The sequence below is a fragment of the Aeromonas sp. ASNIH2 genome, assembly GCF_002934795.1.
Taxonomy (GTDB): domain Bacteria; phylum Pseudomonadota; class Gammaproteobacteria; order Enterobacterales; family Aeromonadaceae; genus Aeromonas; species Aeromonas caviae.
In genome coordinates this window covers 2,169,631-2,188,761 of record NZ_CP026406.1, presented here as the reverse complement: position 1 = coordinate 2,188,761, position 19,131 = coordinate 2,169,631, and the positions used below count along the sequence as shown (strand labels likewise).

Annotated in this window: 20 protein-coding genes; 8 read left to right on the top strand and 12 right to left on the bottom strand. The window is 61.4% G+C overall.

Annotated elements, in window-relative coordinates:
* Positions 1 to 5: 5 nt before the first annotated feature.
* The 6 genes from yidD to C3F36_RS10240 all read right to left on the bottom strand — a co-directional run bounded on the left by yidD (position 6) and on the right by C3F36_RS10240 (position 3,158).
* Entirely contained in the window at positions 6 to 254 is a 249-nt protein-coding gene (gene yidD / locus C3F36_RS10265) for a membrane protein insertion efficiency factor YidD (RefSeq protein ID WP_010672280.1), read from the bottom strand.
* On the bottom strand, positions 221 to 580 hold the full coding sequence (gene rnpA / locus C3F36_RS10260; protein ID WP_010672281.1) for a ribonuclease P protein component: 360 nt from the start codon (positions 578 to 580) through the stop codon (positions 221 to 223). Before rnpA ends, yidD begins: the two co-directional genes overlap by 34 nt.
* Positions 580 to 714 (bottom strand): 50S ribosomal protein L34, encoded by a 135-nt coding sequence (gene rpmH, locus C3F36_RS10255; protein ID WP_005307156.1) that lies wholly within the window; start codon positions 712 to 714, stop codon positions 580 to 582. Before rpmH ends, rnpA begins: the two co-directional genes overlap by 1 nt.
* 269 nt (positions 715 to 983) lie before the next feature.
* A complete protein-coding gene (locus C3F36_RS10250; protein WP_010672282.1) occupies positions 984 to 1,718 on the bottom strand; it encodes an amino acid ABC transporter ATP-binding protein in 735 nt (244 codons plus the stop codon).
* A gap of 12 nt (positions 1,719 to 1,730) precedes the next feature.
* Positions 1,731 to 2,399 (bottom strand): amino acid ABC transporter permease, encoded by a 669-nt coding sequence (locus C3F36_RS10245; RefSeq protein WP_010672283.1) that lies wholly within the window; start codon positions 2,397 to 2,399, stop codon positions 1,731 to 1,733.
* Positions 2,400 to 3,158, bottom strand: coding sequence for an amino acid ABC transporter substrate-binding protein (locus C3F36_RS10240; protein WP_010672284.1), 759 nt, complete (start codon positions 3,156 to 3,158; stop codon positions 2,400 to 2,402).
* A gap of 310 nt (positions 3,159 to 3,468) precedes the next feature.
* Here C3F36_RS10240 and dnaA point away from each other — a divergent pair, with 310 nt between their 5' ends.
* The 4 genes from dnaA to gyrB all read left to right on the top strand — a co-directional run bounded on the left by dnaA (position 3,469) and on the right by gyrB (position 9,540).
* Complete coding sequence (gene dnaA / locus C3F36_RS10235; protein WP_039040645.1) at positions 3,469 to 4,839, top strand: chromosomal replication initiator protein DnaA; 1,371 nt, start codon at positions 3,469 to 3,471, stop codon at positions 4,837 to 4,839.
* An 83-nt stretch (positions 4,840 to 4,922) separates the two neighbouring features.
* Complete coding sequence (gene dnaN / locus C3F36_RS10230; RefSeq protein WP_039040646.1) at positions 4,923 to 6,026, top strand: DNA polymerase III subunit beta; 1,104 nt, start codon at positions 4,923 to 4,925, stop codon at positions 6,024 to 6,026.
* A 2-nt stretch (positions 6,027 to 6,028) separates the two neighbouring features.
* Complete coding sequence (recF, locus tag C3F36_RS10225; RefSeq protein WP_010672287.1) at positions 6,029 to 7,132, top strand: DNA replication/repair protein RecF; 1,104 nt, start codon at positions 6,029 to 6,031, stop codon at positions 7,130 to 7,132.
* Positions 7,129 to 9,540 carry a DNA topoisomerase (ATP-hydrolyzing) subunit B gene (gyrB, locus tag C3F36_RS10220; protein WP_104455013.1) on the top strand — a complete coding sequence of 804 codons (2,412 nt, stop codon included), beginning with the start codon at positions 7,129 to 7,131 and terminating at the stop codon, positions 9,538 to 9,540. Before recF ends, gyrB begins: the two co-directional genes overlap by 4 nt.
* Positions 9,541 to 9,653: 113 nt before the next feature.
* Here the strand turns inward: gyrB and C3F36_RS10215 are convergent, their stop codons facing one another.
* Both C3F36_RS10215 and C3F36_RS10210 read right to left on the bottom strand, forming a co-directional pair.
* Positions 9,654 to 10,031, bottom strand: coding sequence for a VOC family protein (locus tag C3F36_RS10215; RefSeq protein WP_041212070.1), 378 nt, complete (start codon positions 10,029 to 10,031; stop codon positions 9,654 to 9,656).
* 66 nt (positions 10,032 to 10,097) lie between these two features.
* Entirely contained in the window at positions 10,098 to 10,802 is a 705-nt protein-coding gene (locus C3F36_RS10210) for a helix-turn-helix transcriptional regulator (RefSeq protein WP_041212071.1), read from the bottom strand.
* Between the two features lie 234 nt (positions 10,803 to 11,036).
* Between C3F36_RS10210 and C3F36_RS10205 the strand changes: the two genes are divergently transcribed.
* Together C3F36_RS10205 and C3F36_RS10200 are read left to right on the top strand one after the other, a co-directional pair.
* On the top strand, positions 11,037 to 11,450 hold the full coding sequence (locus C3F36_RS10205) for an Hsp20 family protein (protein WP_010672291.1): 414 nt from the start codon (positions 11,037 to 11,039) through the stop codon (positions 11,448 to 11,450).
* A gap of 92 nt (positions 11,451 to 11,542) precedes the next feature.
* A complete protein-coding gene (locus tag C3F36_RS10200; protein ID WP_104455012.1) occupies positions 11,543 to 11,983 on the top strand; it encodes an Hsp20 family protein in 441 nt (146 codons plus the stop codon).
* A gap of 72 nt (positions 11,984 to 12,055) precedes the next feature.
* Here the strand turns inward: C3F36_RS10200 and C3F36_RS10195 are convergent, their stop codons facing one another.
* On the bottom strand, positions 12,056 to 13,306 hold the full coding sequence (locus tag C3F36_RS10195; RefSeq protein ID WP_042864675.1) for a valine--pyruvate transaminase: 1,251 nt from the start codon (positions 13,304 to 13,306) through the stop codon (positions 12,056 to 12,058).
* A 283-nt stretch (positions 13,307 to 13,589) separates the two neighbouring features.
* Here C3F36_RS10195 and C3F36_RS10190 point away from each other — a divergent pair, with 283 nt between their 5' ends.
* The gene (locus C3F36_RS10190) at positions 13,590 to 13,823 is read left to right on the top strand and encodes a hypothetical protein (RefSeq protein WP_041214189.1); all 234 of its coding nucleotides are present in this window, start codon (positions 13,590 to 13,592) and stop codon (positions 13,821 to 13,823) included.
* Here the strand turns inward: C3F36_RS10190 and C3F36_RS10185 are convergent.
* Entirely contained in the window at positions 13,753 to 14,577 is an 825-nt protein-coding gene (locus tag C3F36_RS10185; protein WP_103243947.1) for an AraC family transcriptional regulator, read from the bottom strand. The two genes, C3F36_RS10190 and C3F36_RS10185, sit on opposite strands and share 71 nt — an antisense overlap.
* A 92-nt stretch (positions 14,578 to 14,669) precedes the next feature.
* On the opposite strand from C3F36_RS10185, the gene C3F36_RS10180 reads away from it, so the two are divergent.
* A complete protein-coding gene (locus tag C3F36_RS10180; RefSeq protein WP_103243946.1) occupies positions 14,670 to 15,797 on the top strand; it encodes a multidrug effflux MFS transporter in 1,128 nt (375 codons plus the stop codon).
* Positions 15,798 to 15,801: 4 nt separating this feature from the next.
* Here C3F36_RS10180 and C3F36_RS10175 read toward each other — a convergent pair whose 3' ends face one another.
* Together C3F36_RS10175 and C3F36_RS10170 are read right to left on the bottom strand one after the other, a co-directional pair.
* Positions 15,802 to 16,485: a response regulator gene (locus C3F36_RS10175; protein WP_069651584.1), complete on the bottom strand. Its 684-nt coding sequence runs from the start codon at positions 16,483 to 16,485 to the stop codon at positions 15,802 to 15,804.
* Positions 16,486 to 16,523: 38 nt separating this feature from the next.
* Complete coding sequence (locus C3F36_RS10170) at positions 16,524 to 19,112, bottom strand: sensor histidine kinase (RefSeq protein ID WP_104455011.1); 2,589 nt, start codon at positions 19,110 to 19,112, stop codon at positions 16,524 to 16,526.
* Positions 19,113 to 19,131: the final 19 nt, after the last annotated feature.

Here is a 19,131-nt window from a genome sequence, read left to right as displayed (position 1 = left end):
AGTCTTCAGTTTCTTCGCTTTGGTTGCGGAACCGGGTCATAACCACCCTCGGATAAGGGATGGCATTTTAATAGACGTTTGCTGGCTAACCAAACGCCTTTTATGAAACCGTGAAGTCGGATTGCTTCTATCGCAAATTGGGAACAAGTCGGGGTGAAACGGCAGCGCGGCCCGAGCAGGGGACTAATGATTAGCTGATACAGGCGTATCAGTTTGATTGCTACCCATTGCAACGGCGTGACAGAGTGCGCCATAGCTTTTCCAGTAACTTGAACAGCGCTTCATTGTCCATCTCCTTCACGCCACCCTTGGCGATCACGACGATGTCGATAGCGGGCAGATTGGCTTGATTGAGGCGAAAACTTTCCCGAACCACTCGTTTTACACGGTTGCGCCAGACGGCACGCTTGAGCGCCTTTTTGGGCACGGCGAGGCCAAGACGGGGGTGTTCGAGGGAGTTGGGGCAAGCAAGAAGCGTAATTTGCGGAGAAGCGGCCCGGACAGGCTCGGCGAAAACGCGTTTGAAGTGTTCGGGAGTTAACAGACGTAACTCCCGAGAGAAGGTGTGCTGGGTAGGCATTAGACTACCAGGCGGGCACGACCCTTGGCACGACGAGCGGCCAGAACTTTGCGGCCGTTGGCAGTAGCCATGCGAGCGCGGAAACCGTGAGAGCGCTTGCGCTTCAGGTTGGACGGTTGAAAAGTACGTTTCATGATTCGATTCCGTATTTCTGTACAGTTTTGATTGTCACACTTAGCCGACGCGCCAGCTATAGCGTGTGACGACTAGCAAAAGAGGCCGAATTCTAAACAGAGTTCAGCTTCTCGTCAATCCGCCGTTCCTTTCCATCTCGCCCCGTTCGTCGACCGAGCGGGATAATCTGGCAGGATCCGGAGGATCAAGGGCCCCGAATTATACTGGCAACCCGGGGTTAAACAAGGATCCCTCAAGAAAAAAGGCGGCCAGGCCGCCAAAGAGAGAGCTATTTAAGTACTTTGCGCAGGAACTCCCGGGTACGGGGATCCTGCGGATCGACCAATATCTGATCCGGCGGGCCCTGCTCCACGATCCGGCCTCCTTCCATGAAGATCACCCGATCGGCGACATCACGGGCAAACTCGATCTCGTGGGTTACCACCACCATGGTCTGGTGCTGGCGGGCGAGCTGCTTCATCAGGCCCAGCACCTCGTCGACCCACTCGGGATCGAGGGCGGAGGTGGGCTCGTCAAACAGGATCACCTTGGAGTGGGCCGCCATGGCCCGGCCGATGCCGACGCGCTGTTGCTGGCCGCCGGAGAGGGAGGCCGGGTAGGCATCCTGTTTCTCGGCGAGGCCGATGTCCTTGAGGATGCCCAGGGCAGTGGCACGAGCCTCCGCCTTCGGCTGTTTCCAGACGGTGATCAGCCCCTCGGCGATGTTGTCCAGCGCCGTCTTGTTGGCGAACAGGGCGTAGTTCTGGAACACGAAAGAGGCGCGTTTGCGCAGTTCGATGGCCTGCTGGTCGCTGGCCTTGGCCAGATCCACGGCGAGGTCATCGATGACGAGCCGCCCTGCATCCGGGGTTTCCAGCAGGTTGAGGCAGCGCAGCAGAGTCGACTTGCCGGTACCGGAGGGGCCGATGATGACGACAATCTCCCCCTTCTTTACCTCAAGATCGATGCCGTTGAGCACCTGATTTCCGTCATAGGCCTTGGAGAGACCCGTTAGGTTGATCATGACAGGCCTCCTTTAATAAGCACGGTTCAGCCGCACTTCCAGCAGATGCTGCAAGCGGGTGAAGAAGATGACCACCACCCAGTAGATCAGCGCCACCGCCATGAAGCTCTCGAAGAACTTGAAGGAGGAGGCCGCTTCCATCTGGGCCTTGCCCATGATCTCCGCCACTCCCAGGGTAAACGCCAGGGAGGTGCTCTTGATCATGTCGATGAAGTAGTTCATCAGCGATGGTGTCGCGATGCGGGCCGCCTGGGGCAGGATGATCCGCTGCATCGCCTGCAGCCGGCTCATGCCGATGCTGAGGGCGGCTTCCATCTGGCTCTTGTGGATGCCGAGAATGGCTGCCCGGATCGACTCGGCCATGTAGGCGGCGAAGTGCAGGGTCAGGCCGATGATGGCGGCGGTAAAGGCATCCATCCCCACGAAGATGGGGAAGAGCTGCGGCAGCCCGTAATAGAGCAGGAACAGCTGGACGAGCAGCGGTGTACCCCGGAAGAACGAGATATATAGCATCGCCAGCCAGTGAAGTGCGGGAACGCGAAACACCCGTACTATCGCCAGGATCAGCGACAGTACGAGTGCCAATACGAATCCCCACAGGGCCATTTCCATCGTGGTGCCCAGGTATTTGAGCAGGATGGGAAACAGCCCTAGCGTGTACTCGAGGTCAAATTCCATCATTTATTTGCTGGTGATGTCCGCTGCGAACCATTTTTCGGAGATTTTGGTCAGGGTGCCGTCTTTGCGCATGGCGGTGAGGGCATCGTCAACCTTCTTCAGCACGGCCTGCTTTTCCGGGGTCTTCAGGAAGGGCAGGGCGTTCTCGATGGTTTCGAACGGTGCACCGGCCTGTTGCAGCGGCAGCTTGGATTCCTTGATCAGCTGGGCGGTGGAGACGCGGTCCATCACGAAGGCGTCGATGCGGCCCAGGGCGACATCCTGCTCGAAGGCGGAGTCATAGGTGCGGATGTCGATCTTCTTGTTGGGGTCGTTCTTGCGCAGCAGCTCTTCGAAGTTGGAGCCCAGGTTGACGGCGACTTTCTTGCCTTCCAGATCCTTGATGCCGTGGATGGTGTTGTTGCCCTTGCGGACCACGATCTGGGCACCGTCATAGACATAGGGCTGGGAGAAGGCGTACTTGGCCTTGCGCTCGTCGGTGATGGTGATCTGGTTGGAGATGGTGTCGACGCGGCCGGTTTCCAGCATGCCGAACAGGCCGGAGAAGCTGGCGGTCACGAACTCGACCTTGTAGCCGGTGCGCTCACCGATCTGGTTCCACATGTCCACTTCGAAGCCCTGCAGCTTGTCCTGCTTGACGAAGGTGAACGGGAAATATTTGCCGGACATGCCGACCTTGATGGTTTCCTGGGCGATGGCCTGGCCGGACAGGCTGGCCAGCAGAATGGCGGCGCCGGAAATCAGCTTGATGGTGGTTTTCATGGGGATTCCTCTCTCTGTAGTGCTGTATTTTTAGTTGTAATCACGGGTTGGCGCTGATGTTATTGGAATAAAATATAAAAAATAAATGATATTTGGTTATATAAAATAACTATGGTCGCAGCGCGCCATTCTGTCCACATTGCCTATATCCGGCTGTGGGTAACTTTGGGGATGAAATGGGATCCTGGGGCGTTGGATCCTTGAAAGTCAAGGATCTTATTTGCTGGATCCGTGCGGCAGCAACTGGAGATCCGGCCACTAAAAACGTAGAATAGCCGGTCTTTACTTAATCAATTGACGGGAGTCTAGAGTGACTGCTTCGCTATGGCAGCAGTGCCTTAACCGGCTGCAAGATGAGTTGCCCTCGGCAGAATTCAGCATGTGGATCCGGCCGCTTCAAGCGGAGTTGAGTGACAATACTCTGACCCTGTATGCACCGAACCGCTTTGTTCTGGACTGGGTACGCGACAAGTACCTGCTCCGGGTCAACGGCATCATCAACGAGCTGTGCGGAGCCGACGCTCCCACCCTGCGTTTTGATATCGGCAATCGCCCTCATCCCGTCGCGGTCGCCAGGGCGCCGGCCCGTGGTGTCGATCCTGTGAATAACTCTCCCAAGAGCTGGGAAAACAAGGCTGAAAACAAGCCCGAGCCAAACCACAAGAGCAACACCAACGTGAACTATACCTTCGAGAATTTCGTCGAGGGTAAGTCCAACCAGCTGGCCCGTGCGGCCGCCCGTCAGGTGGCCGACAATCCGGGTGGTGCCTACAACCCGCTGTTCCTCTATGGCGGCACTGGCCTTGGCAAGACCCACCTGCTGCACGCCGTTGGCAATGCCATCAAGGATCGCAAGAAAGACGCCAAAGTCATCTACATGCACTCCGAACGGTTCGTGCAGGACATGGTGAAGGCGCTGCAGAATAACGCCATTGAAGAGTTCAAGCGTTATTACCGTAGCGTCGATGCCCTGCTCATCGATGACATCCAGTTTTTCGCCAACAAGGAGCGCTCCCAGGAGGAGTTCTTCCACACCTTCAATGCCCTGCTTGAAGGTAACCAACAGATCATTCTGACCTCGGACCGCTATCCGAAAGAGATCAACGGGGTGGAAGATCGTCTCAAGTCCCGCTTCGGCTGGGGACTCACGGTGGCGATCGAACCGCCGGAGCTAGAAACCCGGGTGGCGATCCTGATGCGCAAGGCGGACGAGAACCAGATCCACCTGCCGGACGAAGTGGCCTTCTTCATCGCCAAACGACTTCGCTCCAACGTCCGTGAACTGGAAGGTGCCCTCAACCGGGTGATCGCCAATGCCAACTTCACCGGCCGCGCCATCAACATCGACTTCGTGCGCGAGGCGCTGCGCGATCTCCTGGCCTTGCAGGAGAAGCTGGTCACCATCGACAACATCCAGAAGACGGTGGCGGAGTACTACAAGATCAAGCTGGCGGATCTGCTCTCCAAGCGTCGCTCCCGTTCCGTTGCCCGCCCGCGCCAGCTGGCGATGGCGCTGGCCAAGGAGCTGACCAACCACAGCTTGCCTGAGATAGGGGATGCCTTTGGTGGCCGTGACCACACCACGGTTCTTCATGCCTGCCGCAAGATCGAGCAGCTGAAGGAAGAGAGTCACGACATCAAGGAAGATTATTCCAACCTGATCCGTACCCTTTCTTCCTGATAACGGAACGGAGTGCACAGATGCAGATTGCATGTTCCAGCCTGATCCGAATCCTTTCCTCCCAATAACAACGGAGAGCACAGATGCAGCTCGAAATTAGCCGTGAGGCCCTGTTACGTCCCCTGCAACTGGTGTCCGGTGCCCTGGGTGGCCGGCCGACCCTGCCCATCCTCGGCAACGTCCTGCTCGATGTCAGCAATGGCCTGCTGTCGCTGACCGGGACCGATCTCGAGGTGGAGATGATCGGACAGGTCTATCTCAACAGCGACAGCCAGGATGGCCGCACCACAGTGCCGGCGCGCAAGCTGCTGGACATCTGTCGCGGTCTGCCGGAGGGGGCGGAGATCCGTCTCAGCACCGAGGGAGAGCGCCTCATCATCCGTTCCGGCCGCTCCCGCTTCAACCTGTCGACCCTGCCGGCGACCGAATACCCGAACATCGAGGATTGGGAATCCGTGCTCGAGTTCGACATCAGCCAGCTGGAGCTGAAAAAACTCATCGACGCGACCCAGTTCTCCATGGCGAGCCAGGACGTGCGCTACTACCTGAACGGCATGCTGTTCGAGAGCGAAGGCCACGGCCTGCGTACCGTGGCGACGGACGGTCACCGGCTGGCCACCTGCCGCCGCGAGGTGGTGGGGGAATCGCTGCCCGATCATCAGGTCATCCTGCCCCGCAAAGGGGTGCTGGAGCTGGTGCGCCTGCTGGAAGCGGAAGACAAGCCGGTAAGGCTGCAAGTGGGCCGCAGCAATCTGCGCGCTGCCCTGGATGGCTTCATTTTCACCTCCAAGCTGGTGGATGGCCGTTTCCCGGACTGGCGCCGCGTCATCCCGAGGGGGAGCGACAAGGCCCTGATCGCCGGTCGCGAGGATCTGCGCCAGGCCTTTGCCCGTGCCGCCATCCTCTCCAACGAGAAATTCCGTGGGGTGCGTCTCAATCTGCAGGAAAACCTGCTGCGCATCACCGCCAACAACCCGGAACAGGAAGAAGCCGAAGAGCTGCTTGACGTACAATACGCCGCTGGCGAGATGGAGATCGGCTTCAACGTCTCCTATGTGCTGGACGTGTTGAATACGTTAAAATGTGACCAAATCCGGATCAGCCTGAGCGATTCCATCAGCAGCGCCATTATTGAGGATTTTGAGAACCAAGATGCCCAGTACGTGGTGATGCCGATGCGGATCTAGTCGTGTCCCTGGTCAAACTCCAGCTCAGCGACTTTCGCAACATTCAGCACGCCAGTCTCGCGCTGTCTCCCGGCCTCAATATCCTGGTCGGGAGCAACGGCAGCGGCAAGACCAGCGTGCTGGAAGCCATTCATTACCTTGGTCTCGGCCGCTCGTTTCGTACCCATTTGACCGGGCGGGTCATCCGCCAGGGCGAGCGGGCCTTTACCCTGTTTGCCCAGTGTGAGCTGGAGGGGCGTCAGGTGCCCATCGGGCTTGCCAAGGACAAGGGGGGCGAAACCCAGCTCAAGATCGCCGGTGCCCAGGCCCAGCGCCTGGCCGATCTGGCGGAGCTGTTGCCGGTACAGTTGATCCACCCCGATGGTTTCAGCCTGCTGACCGGTGGGCCCCAGGCTCGCCGGGCCTGGCTCGACTGGGGTGTTTTCCATCAGGAGCCGACCTTCTTCTCCCTCTGGGGGCGGGTGCGTCGGCTGTTGAAGCAGCGCAATGCCTTGCTGCGCCAGAGCACCCAGTATCGTCAACTGGCGTTCTGGGATCAGGAGCTGGTGCGACTGGGTGGCGAGCTGGCGGGTTTTCGCGCCAGTTATTGTCAGGCCATTACGCCCCTGATCAAGGAGATGACGGCAGATTTTCTGCCGGAGTTCGATATCAGTCTTGGATTCTATCGAGGCTGGGAAAAAGACACTCCCCTCGATGCATTGCTGGAGGCGGGGTTCGAACGGGATCGTTCGCTGGGGTACACTGGGGTCGGTCCGCAGAAGGCGGACGTGCGGCTCAAGGCGAACGGCGTGCCCGCGCAGGATATTTTGTCCAGGGGTCAGCTGAAGTTGCTGGTCTGTGCCATGCGGCTGGCCCAAGGGCTCTATTTGAATCAACATAGCAGCCGCGGCTGTATTTTTTTAATTGATGATTTTGCCTCTGAACTGGATGTCGACAAACGTCGTCTGCTGGCCGCAAGGCTGAAGCAGTGCGCGTCCCAGGTGTTCATCACCGCCATCGATACCGGTCAGCTCGCAGACATGATGGATGCGAGTGACTGCAAGCTGTTCCACGTGGAACAAGGCAAGATCTCCGAAACGTTAGAGAAGGCAGAGAGTAAGCTATGAGTGAAAATACTTACGACTCCTCGAATATCAAGGTGCTCAAGGGCCTGGATGCGGTCCGCAAGCGCCCGGGGATGTATATCGGCGATACGGACGATGGATCGGGCCTGCACCACATGGTGTTCGAGGTCGTCGACAACTCCATCGACGAGGCTCTGGCTGGCTACTGCTCCGATATCCAGGTCAAGATCCATTCCGACGGCTCCGTCTCCGTGCGCGACAACGGTCGCGGCATTCCGGTGGACATCCACCCTGAAGAGGGTCGCTCCGCCGCCGAAGTCATCATGACCGTGCTGCACGCCGGCGGCAAATTCGATGACAACTCCTACAAGGTGTCCGGCGGTCTGCACGGTGTGGGCGTCTCCGTGGTGAACGCGCTTTCCGACAAGCTGCTGCTGACCATCCGCCGCAACGGTCATGTCTACGAGCAGACCTATCACCTGGGCGAGCCGCAGGCCCCCCTCAAGCAGATTGGTGACAGCTCCGGCACCGGGACCGAAGTTCGCTTCTGGCCGAGCCCGACCATCTTCAGCGACACCCTGTTCCACTACGAGATCCTGGCCAAGCGTCTGCGCGAGCTCTCCTTCCTCAACTCCGGCGTCTCCATCCGTCTGATGGACGAGCGTGACGGCCGCGAGGCGCACTTCTGCTACGAAGGGGGCATCAAGGCCTTCGTCGAGTACCTGAACCAGAACAAGACCCCGATCCATCCCAAGGTGTTCCACTTCACCACTGAGCAGGACGGCATCGGTGTCGAAGTCGCCATGCAGTGGAACGACGCCTATCAGGAAGGGGTCTACTGCTTCACCAACAACATTCCGCAGCGGGATGGTGGCACCCACCTGGTGGGCTTCCGTACCGCGTTGACCCGGACGCTGAACAACTACATGGACAAGGAGGACTACAGCAAGAAGGCCAAGTCCGCCGCCAGTGGTGACGATGTCCGTGAAGGTCTGATTGCCGTTATCTCCGTCAAGGTGCCTGACCCTAAGTTCTCCTCCCAGACCAAGGACAAGCTGGTCTCGTCCGAGGTGAAGACCGCCGTGGAACAGGCGATGGGCGAAAAGCTGGCAGACTTCCTGCTGGAGAACCCGGGCGACGCCAAGATCGTGGTCAACAAGATCATCGATGCGGCCCGTGCCCGCGAAGCGGCCCGCAAGGCCCGCGAACTGACCCGCCGCAAGGGCGCGCTGGATATCGCCGGTCTGCCCGGCAAGCTGGCGGACTGTCAGGAAAAAGACCCGGCGCTCTCCGAACTCTACATCGTGGAAGGGGACTCTGCTGGCGGCTCCGCCAAGCAGGGTCGCAACCGGAAGAACCAGGCCATCCTGCCCCTCAAGGGTAAAATCCTGAACGTGGAGAAGGCCCGTTTCGACAAGATGATCTCCTCCCAGGAGGTGGGTACCCTGATCACCGCTCTGGGCTGTGGCATCGGTCGTGACGAGTACAACCCGGACAAGCTGCGCTATCACAACATCATCATCATGACGGATGCGGACGTCGATGGTGCGCACATCCGTACCCTGCTGCTGACTTTCTTCTATCGTCAGATGCCGGAAATCATCGAGCGTGGCTATGTCTTTATCGCCCAGCCGCCGCTCTACAAGGTGAAGAAGGGCAAGCAGGAGCAGTACCTGAAAGACGAAGACGCATTGTTGCAGTACCAGACCGCCATGGCGCTGGATGGTGCGACCCTGCACGTCAACGAATCTGCCCCGGCCATCGGTGGCGAGGCGCTGGAGCGTCTGGTCAACCAGCATCGCGCCGTGACTCACCTCATCACCCGCATGTCCCGTCGCGCCCCGGAAGCCGTGCTGACCCAGCTGATCTATCAGCCTGAGTTGAACGAAACCCTGCTGGCCAGCGAGAGCGATCTGCAGGCCTGGTGCCAGAGCATGGAAGCCGTGCTCAACGAGAGCAACCACGGCATCCAGTACCAGATGCAGGTACGCCACGATGAAGAGCGCCGTCTGTTCGTGCCGCACGCAGTGGTACGCCAGCACGGGGTCGACCGCGAATACCCGCTCAGCTACGACTTCCTGCAATCCTCCGAGTACCGTCAGCTGGTCTCCCTGGGCAAGGAGATCGCCAACCTGATCGAGGAAGGCGGTTACATCAAGCGTGGCGAGAAGGTGAAGCCGGTCGCCAGCTTCGTTGAAGCGGTCGAGTGGCTGATGGGCGAAGGCAAGCGTGGCATCTACATCCAGCGCTATAAAGGGCTGGGGGAGATGAACCCGGAGCAGCTGTGGGAAACCACCATGGATCCGGAAGCCCGTCGCATGCTGCGTGTCACCATCGACGATGCGGTCGGCGCCGACCAGCTCTTCTCCACCCTGATGGGTGACGCCGTAGAGCCCCGTCGCGACTTCATCGAGACCAACGCCCTGCGGGTTGCCAACCTCGACGTCTAATAGACGGCCCGACAACCATCAAAAGCCGCTCCTCGTGAGCGGCTTTTTGTTTTCTGGGGCAAGGAAGAGGGCGCGTTCCACGTGAAACATGACTCCGTCTTGATGGTGCCGGCTCAGCCCAGTTCGGGGGCCGGGCAGTAGAGGCGCAGACGATGGCCATCCGGATCGAGGGCCATGCAGGTGTAGCCAAACTCCATCCGGGTCGGTGCCTGGATCAGGGTGAGCCCGCGCGCCTGCCACTCGGCAGACTGTCTATCGACCGCGGCATCATCGGGGAGGGCGAAGGCCAGCTCCATGGCCCCGGCCGTTTGGGTCACGGCGGGCTCGACCGTGGCGCTGGACCAGAGGGCCAGTCTGGCGCCCGATTCGAACACGAACATGGCAAAGGTGGGGGACTCCTCCACCGGTGGGCGTCCGAACAGCTCGCGATAGAAGAGCGTGCTGTGAGCCGGGTTGGCAACGTAGAGGATGGTGAACTGGGGGATTAACATGGTGATGCTCCTTGCTGATGAGATGGCGCATCGGCGCCGACTCCGTCAGCATGGCGCTGCCTGCTGTCAGTTTCTGTCAGCAATGAATCTGGGCTGCGGGATCTGCTGGCTGTCGCGCCACTCCTTGAGCAGCCGCTCCCGACTGCCCGGATAAGGTTCCGCTTCCAGCCGCATCGCGCTGATCCTGTCTACCCGAAAGTGACGAAAGGCCTGGCGCAGCTCGCACCAGGCAACCAGTACCCGCACCTGATCGAAGTAACCGAGGGCACAGGGCCAGACGGTGCGCTCCGAACTCTCCTCCTTGAGATCCCGATAGCTCAGGCTCACCTTGCGCTGCTGGCGGATGGCGCTGCGCAGCGGAGCCTCGTCGACAGGGCAGTCACCGCGAGAGGTGCCGATCAGCAGGGCATTGGCATGCAGCTGTTGGCGGTAGTCGGCGGGCAGTACGGCCTCTATCTTGGCCAGCGCGCTGCTGGCGGCGGTGCTGAGTGCATGATCGGCATGGGCCGCCACCCAGCGTGAGCCCAGCACCAGCGCATCCAGCTCCTCTTCACTGAACATCAGCGGCGGCAACATGAAGCCGGGGCGCAGCACATAGCCGATGCCCGCTTCCCCCTCGATGTGGGCGCCCTGTGCCTGCAGGGTAGCGATATCCCGATAGAGGGTGCGCAGGCTGATGCCAAGCTGGCTGGCCAGCTCGCTGCCGGTGATGGCGTAGCGGTGGCCGCGCAGCAGTTGCAGCAGGGCCAGCAGGCGTTCGGAACGGGACATGATATGGCTCCTCAAGATCTCCGCTCAGGGTGCCATGTTGTGACTGGGGGAGAAAGCTGAATGTGGAAAAGGCCTGCCACGGGCGGCGAGAAGATTTTTCGAGCAGAGCCCTTGAAAGCCGAAAGCGGGCCCCTATATAGATAACAAGGCCGGAACGCTCGACAGAGGTTTCGACCAGGCGCCCGTCCATCAGGAGGGTAAACAATCCGTTATCGCTCACAAGAGGGTAATACTATGCGTTCTATCGACTTTTCTCCGCTCTATCGTTCTGCCATCGGCTTCGATCGTCTGGCCACTCTCATCGAATCTGCGGCCAGCAATGGCAATGCCGGCTATCCCCCCTACAACATCGAGCAGCTGGGTGACAGCGACTACCGCATCAGCATGGCGGTGGCGGGCTTTACCCAGGAAGAGCTGGAGCTGAGCTTCCAGGAAAATCTGCTGACGGTGAAGGGCAGCAAGCAGGCCGATACCGAGCGCAACTACCTCTACCAAGGCATTGCCGAACGCGGCTTCGAGCGTCGCTTCCAGTTGGCCGACTATGTGCGGGTGAAGGGGGCCGACCTGAAGAACGGTCTGCTGCACATCGACTTGGTGCGCGAAGTGCCCGAGGCGATGAAGCCCCGCAAGATCGAGATCAACGGCTGACAGCCTGACCTCGTTGCATTGCTGATGTTTCCCGGGTGCCGATGGCGGGCCCGCGGAGAGTAAACCCTGTTGCTTTATAGAAGGATAGGATCATGCGTAACCTCGATTTTTCTCATCTCTATTCCAATGCCGTCGGCTTCGAGCGGATGGCCCGCGAGCTGGAAGGCCTGTTCGATCAGAAGACCTCGGCCTACCCCCCGTACAACATCGAAAAGCGGGATCACGACAGCTACCTCATCACGGTTGCCGTGGCCGGTTTCGATCGCAATGAGCTGGAGCTGGAGATCGAAAATGGCACCCTCAAGGTGAAGGGGCGCAAGGTCGCCACCATGGGCGAGCGCCAATTCCTCCATCAGGGGATCGCCGAGCGGGACTTCGAGCTCGCTTTCAAGCTGAGCCAGCACGTGGAAGTGCAGGGGGCCAGGCTGGAGCACGGTCTGCTGACCATAGAGCTGGCCCGGGAGCTGCCGGAAGCGCTCAAGCCCCGCGCCATCCCCATCGGCAAACCCGATCAGCTGGCACTGCCCGGTTAAACAACATCGCTGACCACCTGATAGAAAAGAGGCCTGCATCTGCAGGCCTCTTTTTTCATGCCGAAGGGGGAATCAACCGGCGTAGAGGGCGTTGATCTCGTCGGCCAGGATGGCGATGCCACGACGCACCAGATCTTCGCTCTGGGCATAGTTGAGGCGGATGCACTCCTGGCTGTGGCGCCACTCGGGGTCGTCGATGCCGGGGAAGAAGTAGTGGCCGGGCACGATCAGCAGGTTCTTCGCCTTCAGTCGCTCATACAGCTCCTGGCAGTGGATCGGCAGGTCTTCGAACCAGAGCCAGAGGAAGAGGGCACCCTCCGGCTTGTGGATGTGGAAGCGCGGATCCGGAATGGCCTCGCGCAGCAGCTGGACCGCGAAGGTGGCTTTCTGCTGGTAGAAGGGTTTCACCACCTGTTCGCTCAGGGTGATGATGTCACCGCTCTCGATCATCGGAATGGTGATGGCCGGACCCAGGCTGCCCGGCGCCAGATTGATGATGCCGCTCAGGTTGGTGATGGCCCGGATGATCTTCTCGTCGGCGATGACGATGCCGCAACGGGTGCCCGGCAGGCCGAGCTTGGAGAGGCTCATGCAGAGGATGGTGTTGGCGTTCCAGAACGGCTTGGCGTCGCTGAAGATGATGCCGGGGAAGGGCACGCCGTAGGCATTGTCGATGAGCAGCGGGATCCCCTTGTCACGGGCGATCTGATCGAGGTGCTCGATCTCCTCGTCGGTGAGCACGTTGCCGGTGGGGTTGGTCGGCCGGGAGACACAGATCACCCCGATGTCGTCGCCCACCTGCAGGCTCTCGAAATCCACGTGGTATTTGAACTGGCCGTCGGGCAGCTTCTCGATGGTGGGCTTGTAGGCGACGAAATGATCGTCCGAGAGTGCCGAGTCGGCATAGCCGATGTATTCGGGGGCCAGGGGGAACAGCACCTTCTTCTTGCGACCGTCGGCGAACTCGCCGGCCAGCAGGTTGAACAGATAGAAGAAGGCGTTCTGGCTGCCGTTGGTCAGGGCGATGTTGCGGGCGGAGATCTCCCAGCCCAGCTCCTTGCTGAGCAGGGCGGCCAGCGCCTTGGTAAACCTGTCCTTGCCCTGGGGGCCATCGTAGTTGGCCATGGCCTTGATCAGTTCGCCGTTGTCGAGCAGGGTATTGGCCTCGGCCTGAAAGCGTTCCAGCATGGCGGGGATGGGGGCCGGATTGCCGCCTCCCAGCATGATGGCGTCGGGATTCAGCAGCCCTTGATTGAGGTCGTCCATGAGTTGGGTAATACCGGCGTGGCGAGTGAACTTCTCGCCGAACAAGGAGAATTCCATTCGGTGGCAAATCCAGAGTCAGTTAAGGGGGGAGCTAGCACCATAGCTCACTTCAAAAGCGGGTGTCGATCAAAAAAACGGGGCGTTTCACGTGGAACAGGGTTGCCATGATGGAGGTGGTAAAAAAAACCATTTATAGGTTTTAAAATAACCAACATTCGATTCAGGAAGGGGTGTGACAGCATCAAAAAATTATTTATATCAATAAAATCATGCTGTTACAAATCTGGCACAACTATTGGAATAGCTATCTGGTCATCTCAACCACACCGGAGCACGCCAGATGAAGATCCTGATCGCTACCCTGATTGCCAGCAGCCTGAGCCTGAATGCCATGGCCGCCGAGAACCCCAGACCCGAGCTGGACAGCGCCGCCCTGCAACAGGAGATGCTGGCCTTGCAGCAGCAGGCCTCCCATGATGTGGTGGCAGAGGCCATCCACAACCTCAAGCCGCTGGCCCTGGAGACCCTGGTGGTGGAGGCGAGTTCTGCCGATGCGACTCATCCCGAGAGTTGAGGTAGCGCAAGGGGGTCTGCCCCGTGTGCTGCCTGAAGAAGGCGATGAAGGCGCTGTCGCTGGCGAACTCCAGGGCAGCGGCCACCCGGCTGATGGGCTCGGCTTCGGCCAGCAGTTCCATGGCCCGCAGCAGTCGCCACTGCTGGCGCCAGGCCTGGTAGCTCATGCCGGTCTCTCGCATGAAGATGCGGCCTATGGTCTTGTCACTGGCACCCACCCGCTCGGCCAGCCGGTTGAGCCGATCGGGCAGGGTGTCACCCCGCTTTATCTCCTGCAGCCAGCCGATCAGACGCCCGTCTGACGGCAGCGGCAACTGCCAGGATTCCCGCGGCGCTTGCGCCAGCTCTTCTTTCAATAATGCCAGTGTGCAGGTTTGCTCTGCTTCCGGCTTGTCCCAGGGCCAGAGCGCCATCCGCTCGATGATCTCCCGCAGCAGCGGGTTGACGGCCAGCACCGCCATCTCGTTTGGCAACGCGGGCTCCGGCTGGAAGTAGAGGGAGCGATAGGCCACTACCCCGCGCATCAACACCCGGTGGGGCAGACCTGCTGGCAACCAGGCCGCTCGCGTCGGCGGCAGCAGGCAGACCTGATCGTCCAGCTCTATGGTCATGCAGCCTGCCTGGGCGAACAGCAGCTGGTGGCGCTGGTGCTGATGGCGGCCGGAGTCGTGCCAGCCGAGGGCGGCGGCAATACCGATGGCGCTACCGTCGTGCTGGTCCGGATCAAAGGGGTGATCGGGAAGAATAAAGGCCATGTGTCCTATTCTTGCTGTTTATAGTCCGCCTTATTGTAATCGGACATGTTATCCCTCTCTAGAATGGCGACCTCTTGTGAAGGAGGTGTGTCATGAACAACAGGTTGCCACCGCGCTGGCTGGTGGTCGGATTGATGATGTTTCCCCAGATAGTGGAGACCATCTACAGCCCGGTGCTGACCCATATCGCCACTGAGTTTCGGGTGAGCGAGGGGCAGGCGTCCCAGACCCTGTCGGTCTATTTTCTGGCGTTTGCGGCGGGCGTGGTCTGCTGGGGCAGGTTGTGCGATCTCATCGGGCGGCGTCCCGCCATGCTGGCGGGGCTGCTGACCTATGGCGCCGGCACCCTGCTGGCGTTGCTGGCCACTCAATTTGAAACCCTGCTGCTGGCCCGGGTCATCGCGGCCTTCGGCGCCGCCGTGGGTTCCGTGGTGACCCAGACCATGCTGCGCGACAGCTATCAGGGCAGCGATCTGGCGCGGGTCTTTTCGGTGATGGGCATCGCGCTCTCCCTGAGTCCTGTGCTGGGGCTGGTGAGCGGTGGCCTGCTGGCTGATGGCTTGGGTTATCTCGGGGTATTCGGCGCCCTGCTTGCGCTGGCAATCGGCTTGTTGCTGATGGCTTGCTGGCAACTGCCGGAAACCCGCCCGGCCACCACCCAAAGGGTCGCACTCTGGCCGCTGGCCTGCCGGATGGTGCGTGATACCGGCTTGTGGCGCAGCGCCGCCCTGGTGGCGCTGTTCAACACCATGCTGTTCGGCTACTACAGCCTGGCGCCGTTTCTGTTTGCCGGTCTGGGGCTGAGCGCGGGGGAGTTTGGTTACTCCGGCATCGTGCTGGCGCTGGCGACCCTGGTGGGCAGCCTGCTCAACAAGTGCCTGCTGGGCCGTGGCTGGACGCCTGCCTCGTTAATACGGCTCGCCGCCGTGCTGGCGTCGGGTTCGAGTTGGCTGGTGTGGGCCAGTCAGGCATCGCTCTGGTTCCTGTTGCCCATGATGGTGGTGGTGGTGGCGTTCGGACTGGCGATCCCCAATGTGCTGAGCCAGGCGCTGCTGGCCTATCGGGAGGTGGCGGGTAGTGCCGGTGCCCTGTTCGGGCTTGGCTACTACCTGTTGCTCAGCCTGGGGCTGGCGGTTGCAGCCAGCTTGCAGGATCTCGGTCTGCTGCTCGGTGGTTGCGGTCTGCTGGCCTTGTGCTGCGGTTGGCGTCGTTCCACGTGAAACATCAGCTGCCGATAAAGCGGTAGCCGATGCCGGATTCGGTCTCGATCAGCGTGGGTTGCTGGGGGTTATCTCCCAGCTTCTTGCGCAGACTGGCGATGACGATGCGCAGGTAGTGGGTATCTTCCTTGTGGCTTGGCCCCCAGATGTCGATGAGCAGCTGGGTCTGTTGCACCAGCTTGCCGGGGTGGCACACCAGCGCCTGCAACAGGGCGAACTCCTTGCGGGAGAGGGGGATCTCCTCGCCCTGCAGGGTGACTTTGTGGCTGCTGCTGTCCAGGGTCAGGCCACAGTGGGGGAAGTGGCGGCATTCGCCGCTGGTGGCGCCGACCCGCTGGCGCAGCAGCACCCGGATACGGGCCATCATCTCCCCGACGCCGAACGGCTTGCTCATGTAGTCGTTGGCCCCCGCATCCAGCAACCGCACCTTCTCCTGCTCCGAGTCCCGCGCCGAGAGCACCAGCACGGGATTGGCGTGATGTTCGCGGATGGCGTGCAGGATCTGCATGCCATCACCGTCCGGCAGGCCCAGATCCAGGATCACCAGGTCGGGGTTGAGGTGGCGATACTGCGCCATCCCCTCGGTGACACCGACCGCCTCACTCACCTGATGTCCTTCGGCGATCAGGCTGATCCGCAAAAAACGGCGGATGGCCGCCTCGTCGTCGATGACCAGTATGTGAGCCATTCAGCCTCCCGTTTGCTGATTGAAAAGGGCGGCGACCATCAGGCCGCCGGTGCGTTGAGGGCCAGCGGCAGGGAGATGCGCATGCAGGTGCCGTTGCCGTTGGGGCCGGCGAATGCCCAGATGCGGCCGCCGTGGACCTCTATCATAGCGCGGGAAATGGCGAGGCCAAGCCCGGTGCCGCGGCTGCCGCAGTCGCCGACCGGCTGGGTGTAGAACAGATTGAAGATCTTGTCCCGATCCGACTCGGCGATGCCGACCCCGATATCGATGATGTCGATGATGAGGTCGGGGTCCGCCAGCATCACCTTGAACTCGATGGGGGTGCCGGCCGGCGAGTAGCGGGAGGCGTTGTCGAGGATGTTGACCAGCACCTGCTCGATCAGGGCACCGTGCACATAGAGCCGGGGGATCTGCTGATCGAAGTGCACCAGCAGCTTGTGCTGGCGCCAGGAGGAGTCGAGTCTGCGGCGGGCGCTCTCCACCAGGTCAGCCAGGTCAACCCAGTCCCGTTTCAACTGGAAGTCCGGTGAGCCGATGCGAGTCATGTCCAGCAGGTTCTGGACATAGCCGTGCAGGCGGCGCGCCTCGTCCTGCACCGAGTGCAGCAGTTCGATGCGGTCCTCCGCACTTATCCGGTCCCCGTATTCCAGCAGGGTGCTGCCGGCCCCCATGATGGTGGCGAGCGGCGTCTTCAGGTCGTGGGAGACCGAGGAGAGCAGGGCGGCGCGCATCCGGTCGGTCTCTGCCTGCAACTGGCTGTCCGCCAGCCGCTCATTGAGATCGATTCGAGCCAGGGCGGCGCGGATATCGGTGAGCAGGGCCTGCAGCTGGTGCTCGGCGGCGGAGGTGAGCGGGCTGGCCAGCCGGATGCCCAGCACCAGGTCATCGCTGAGGTGATGATACTGGGCCTCGGCGGCGTTGAGGGTGGCGGTATGGGCACCGGCGCTCTGCTTCTGGGCCAGGCACCAGTCAATGGCGGCCTTGTCGGTCTGGCCCGGCCCGGTCTGGGTGTCACCGGCCCGGTACTGGTAATCCCCATCGAGCGCGAACACGGGCTGCCCAAGGGCGAGGGCGATGGCCTGGGTTCCCTGTCTCAGCACGTCCACCGGGCTGCTGGCGGTGGCCAGCCCCTGGCTCAGGGAGAGCAGGGCGTTGCCCAGTTGCTGGGTCTCGCGCAGGCTGACCAGTTGCTGACGCTGGCGGGAGGCGAGGCGCCCGGCCGCGATGCCGACGATGAGCAGCACGAACAGGGTGAGCAGGTCGCTGTGGCTGGCCACGCTCAGGGAGAAGTAGGGGACGGTGAACAGCAGGTTGTGGCCGACGAAGCCCAGCACCGCAGCCAGGATGGCGGGGACCAGGCTGGTGGTGAGCGCGGTGGCCAGTACCCCCAGCACGAACAGCATGGGCAGGGAGGCGGGGGGCAGCCAGTGGGAGAGGGCCCAGACCGCGGCCGAGGTTCCCCCCATGATGGCCACCGCCAGCAGGCTCTGGCGAAGCTCACCCGGGCCTGCCGTTGGCAGGGTCAGGCCGGGTTTGCGCTTCTCGGTATCCACCAGCGTGATCTCGAATCCCTGCGCCTGTTTGAGCAGGTGCTGTACCAGGGATCGGCGCCAGGGCGGATTGCGGGATTTGCCGAGCAGCAATTGGGAGACCTGCTGCTGTTCGGCGGTCTCCAGCAGGGCATCGGCCACGGCCGGGCTGGAGAGGGTCAGCACCCTGGCCCCCAGCTGGGAGGCGAGGGCCAGCGCCTGCTCCAGCTCGGGGGAGCTCTGCCCCCTGCTGTCGATGTGCACCACCAGCCAGGGCAGTTGCCTGCGCTGGGCGAAGCGGTGGCCGTAACGCACCAGGGCTGCACCGTGCTCATCCCCGATGCAGACCATCAGCTTGCCCCGCAGCGGCAAGGTGGTCTTGCCAGCCGCCTGCCACTGCAACTGCAGATCCCCCTCCACGTGGCTGGCGGCGGTCTGCATCGCCAGCTCCCGCAGGGCGGTCAGGTTGTTGAGGGAGAAGAAGGATTGCAGGGCGGCCTTGGCCTGGTGGGGCACATAGACCTTGCCCTCCTTGAGGCGGCCGAGCAGCTCCTTGGGGGGCAGGTCGATCAGCACCAGGCTGTCGGCCTCCAGCAGCACCTGGTCCGGCAGGGTCTCCTTGACCCTGACCCCGGTCAGTTGCCACACCAGATCGTTGAGGCTCTCCAGGTGCTGCACGTTGAGGGTGGTGTAGACGTCGATGCCGGCACCGAGCAGCTCCTCCACATCCTGCCAGCGCTTCTCGTGGCGACTGCCGGGGGCGTTGCTGTGGGCCAGCTCGTCCACCACGGCAATGGCGGGCCTGCGGGCCAGCAGGCCGTCCAAGTCCATCTCCTCCAGCCGCTGTTGGCGATGCAGGTGCAGTGTGCGCGGCAGGATGGCGAGCTTGTCGAGCAGGGCCAGGGTCTCCTGGCGGCCGTGGGTCTCCACCACCCCGATCAGGATGTCGACTCCCTCCCTGGCCTGCTCCCGCACCGCCTGCAGCATGGCGTAGGTCTTGCCGACGCCGGGGGCCGCGCCGAGAAACACCTTCAGCTTGCCCCTGTGCTCCTGCTCCAGGCTCGCCAGCAGGGCGTCGGCCCTCACTTCATCACGCATCCCCGTGCTCCCGTTGCAT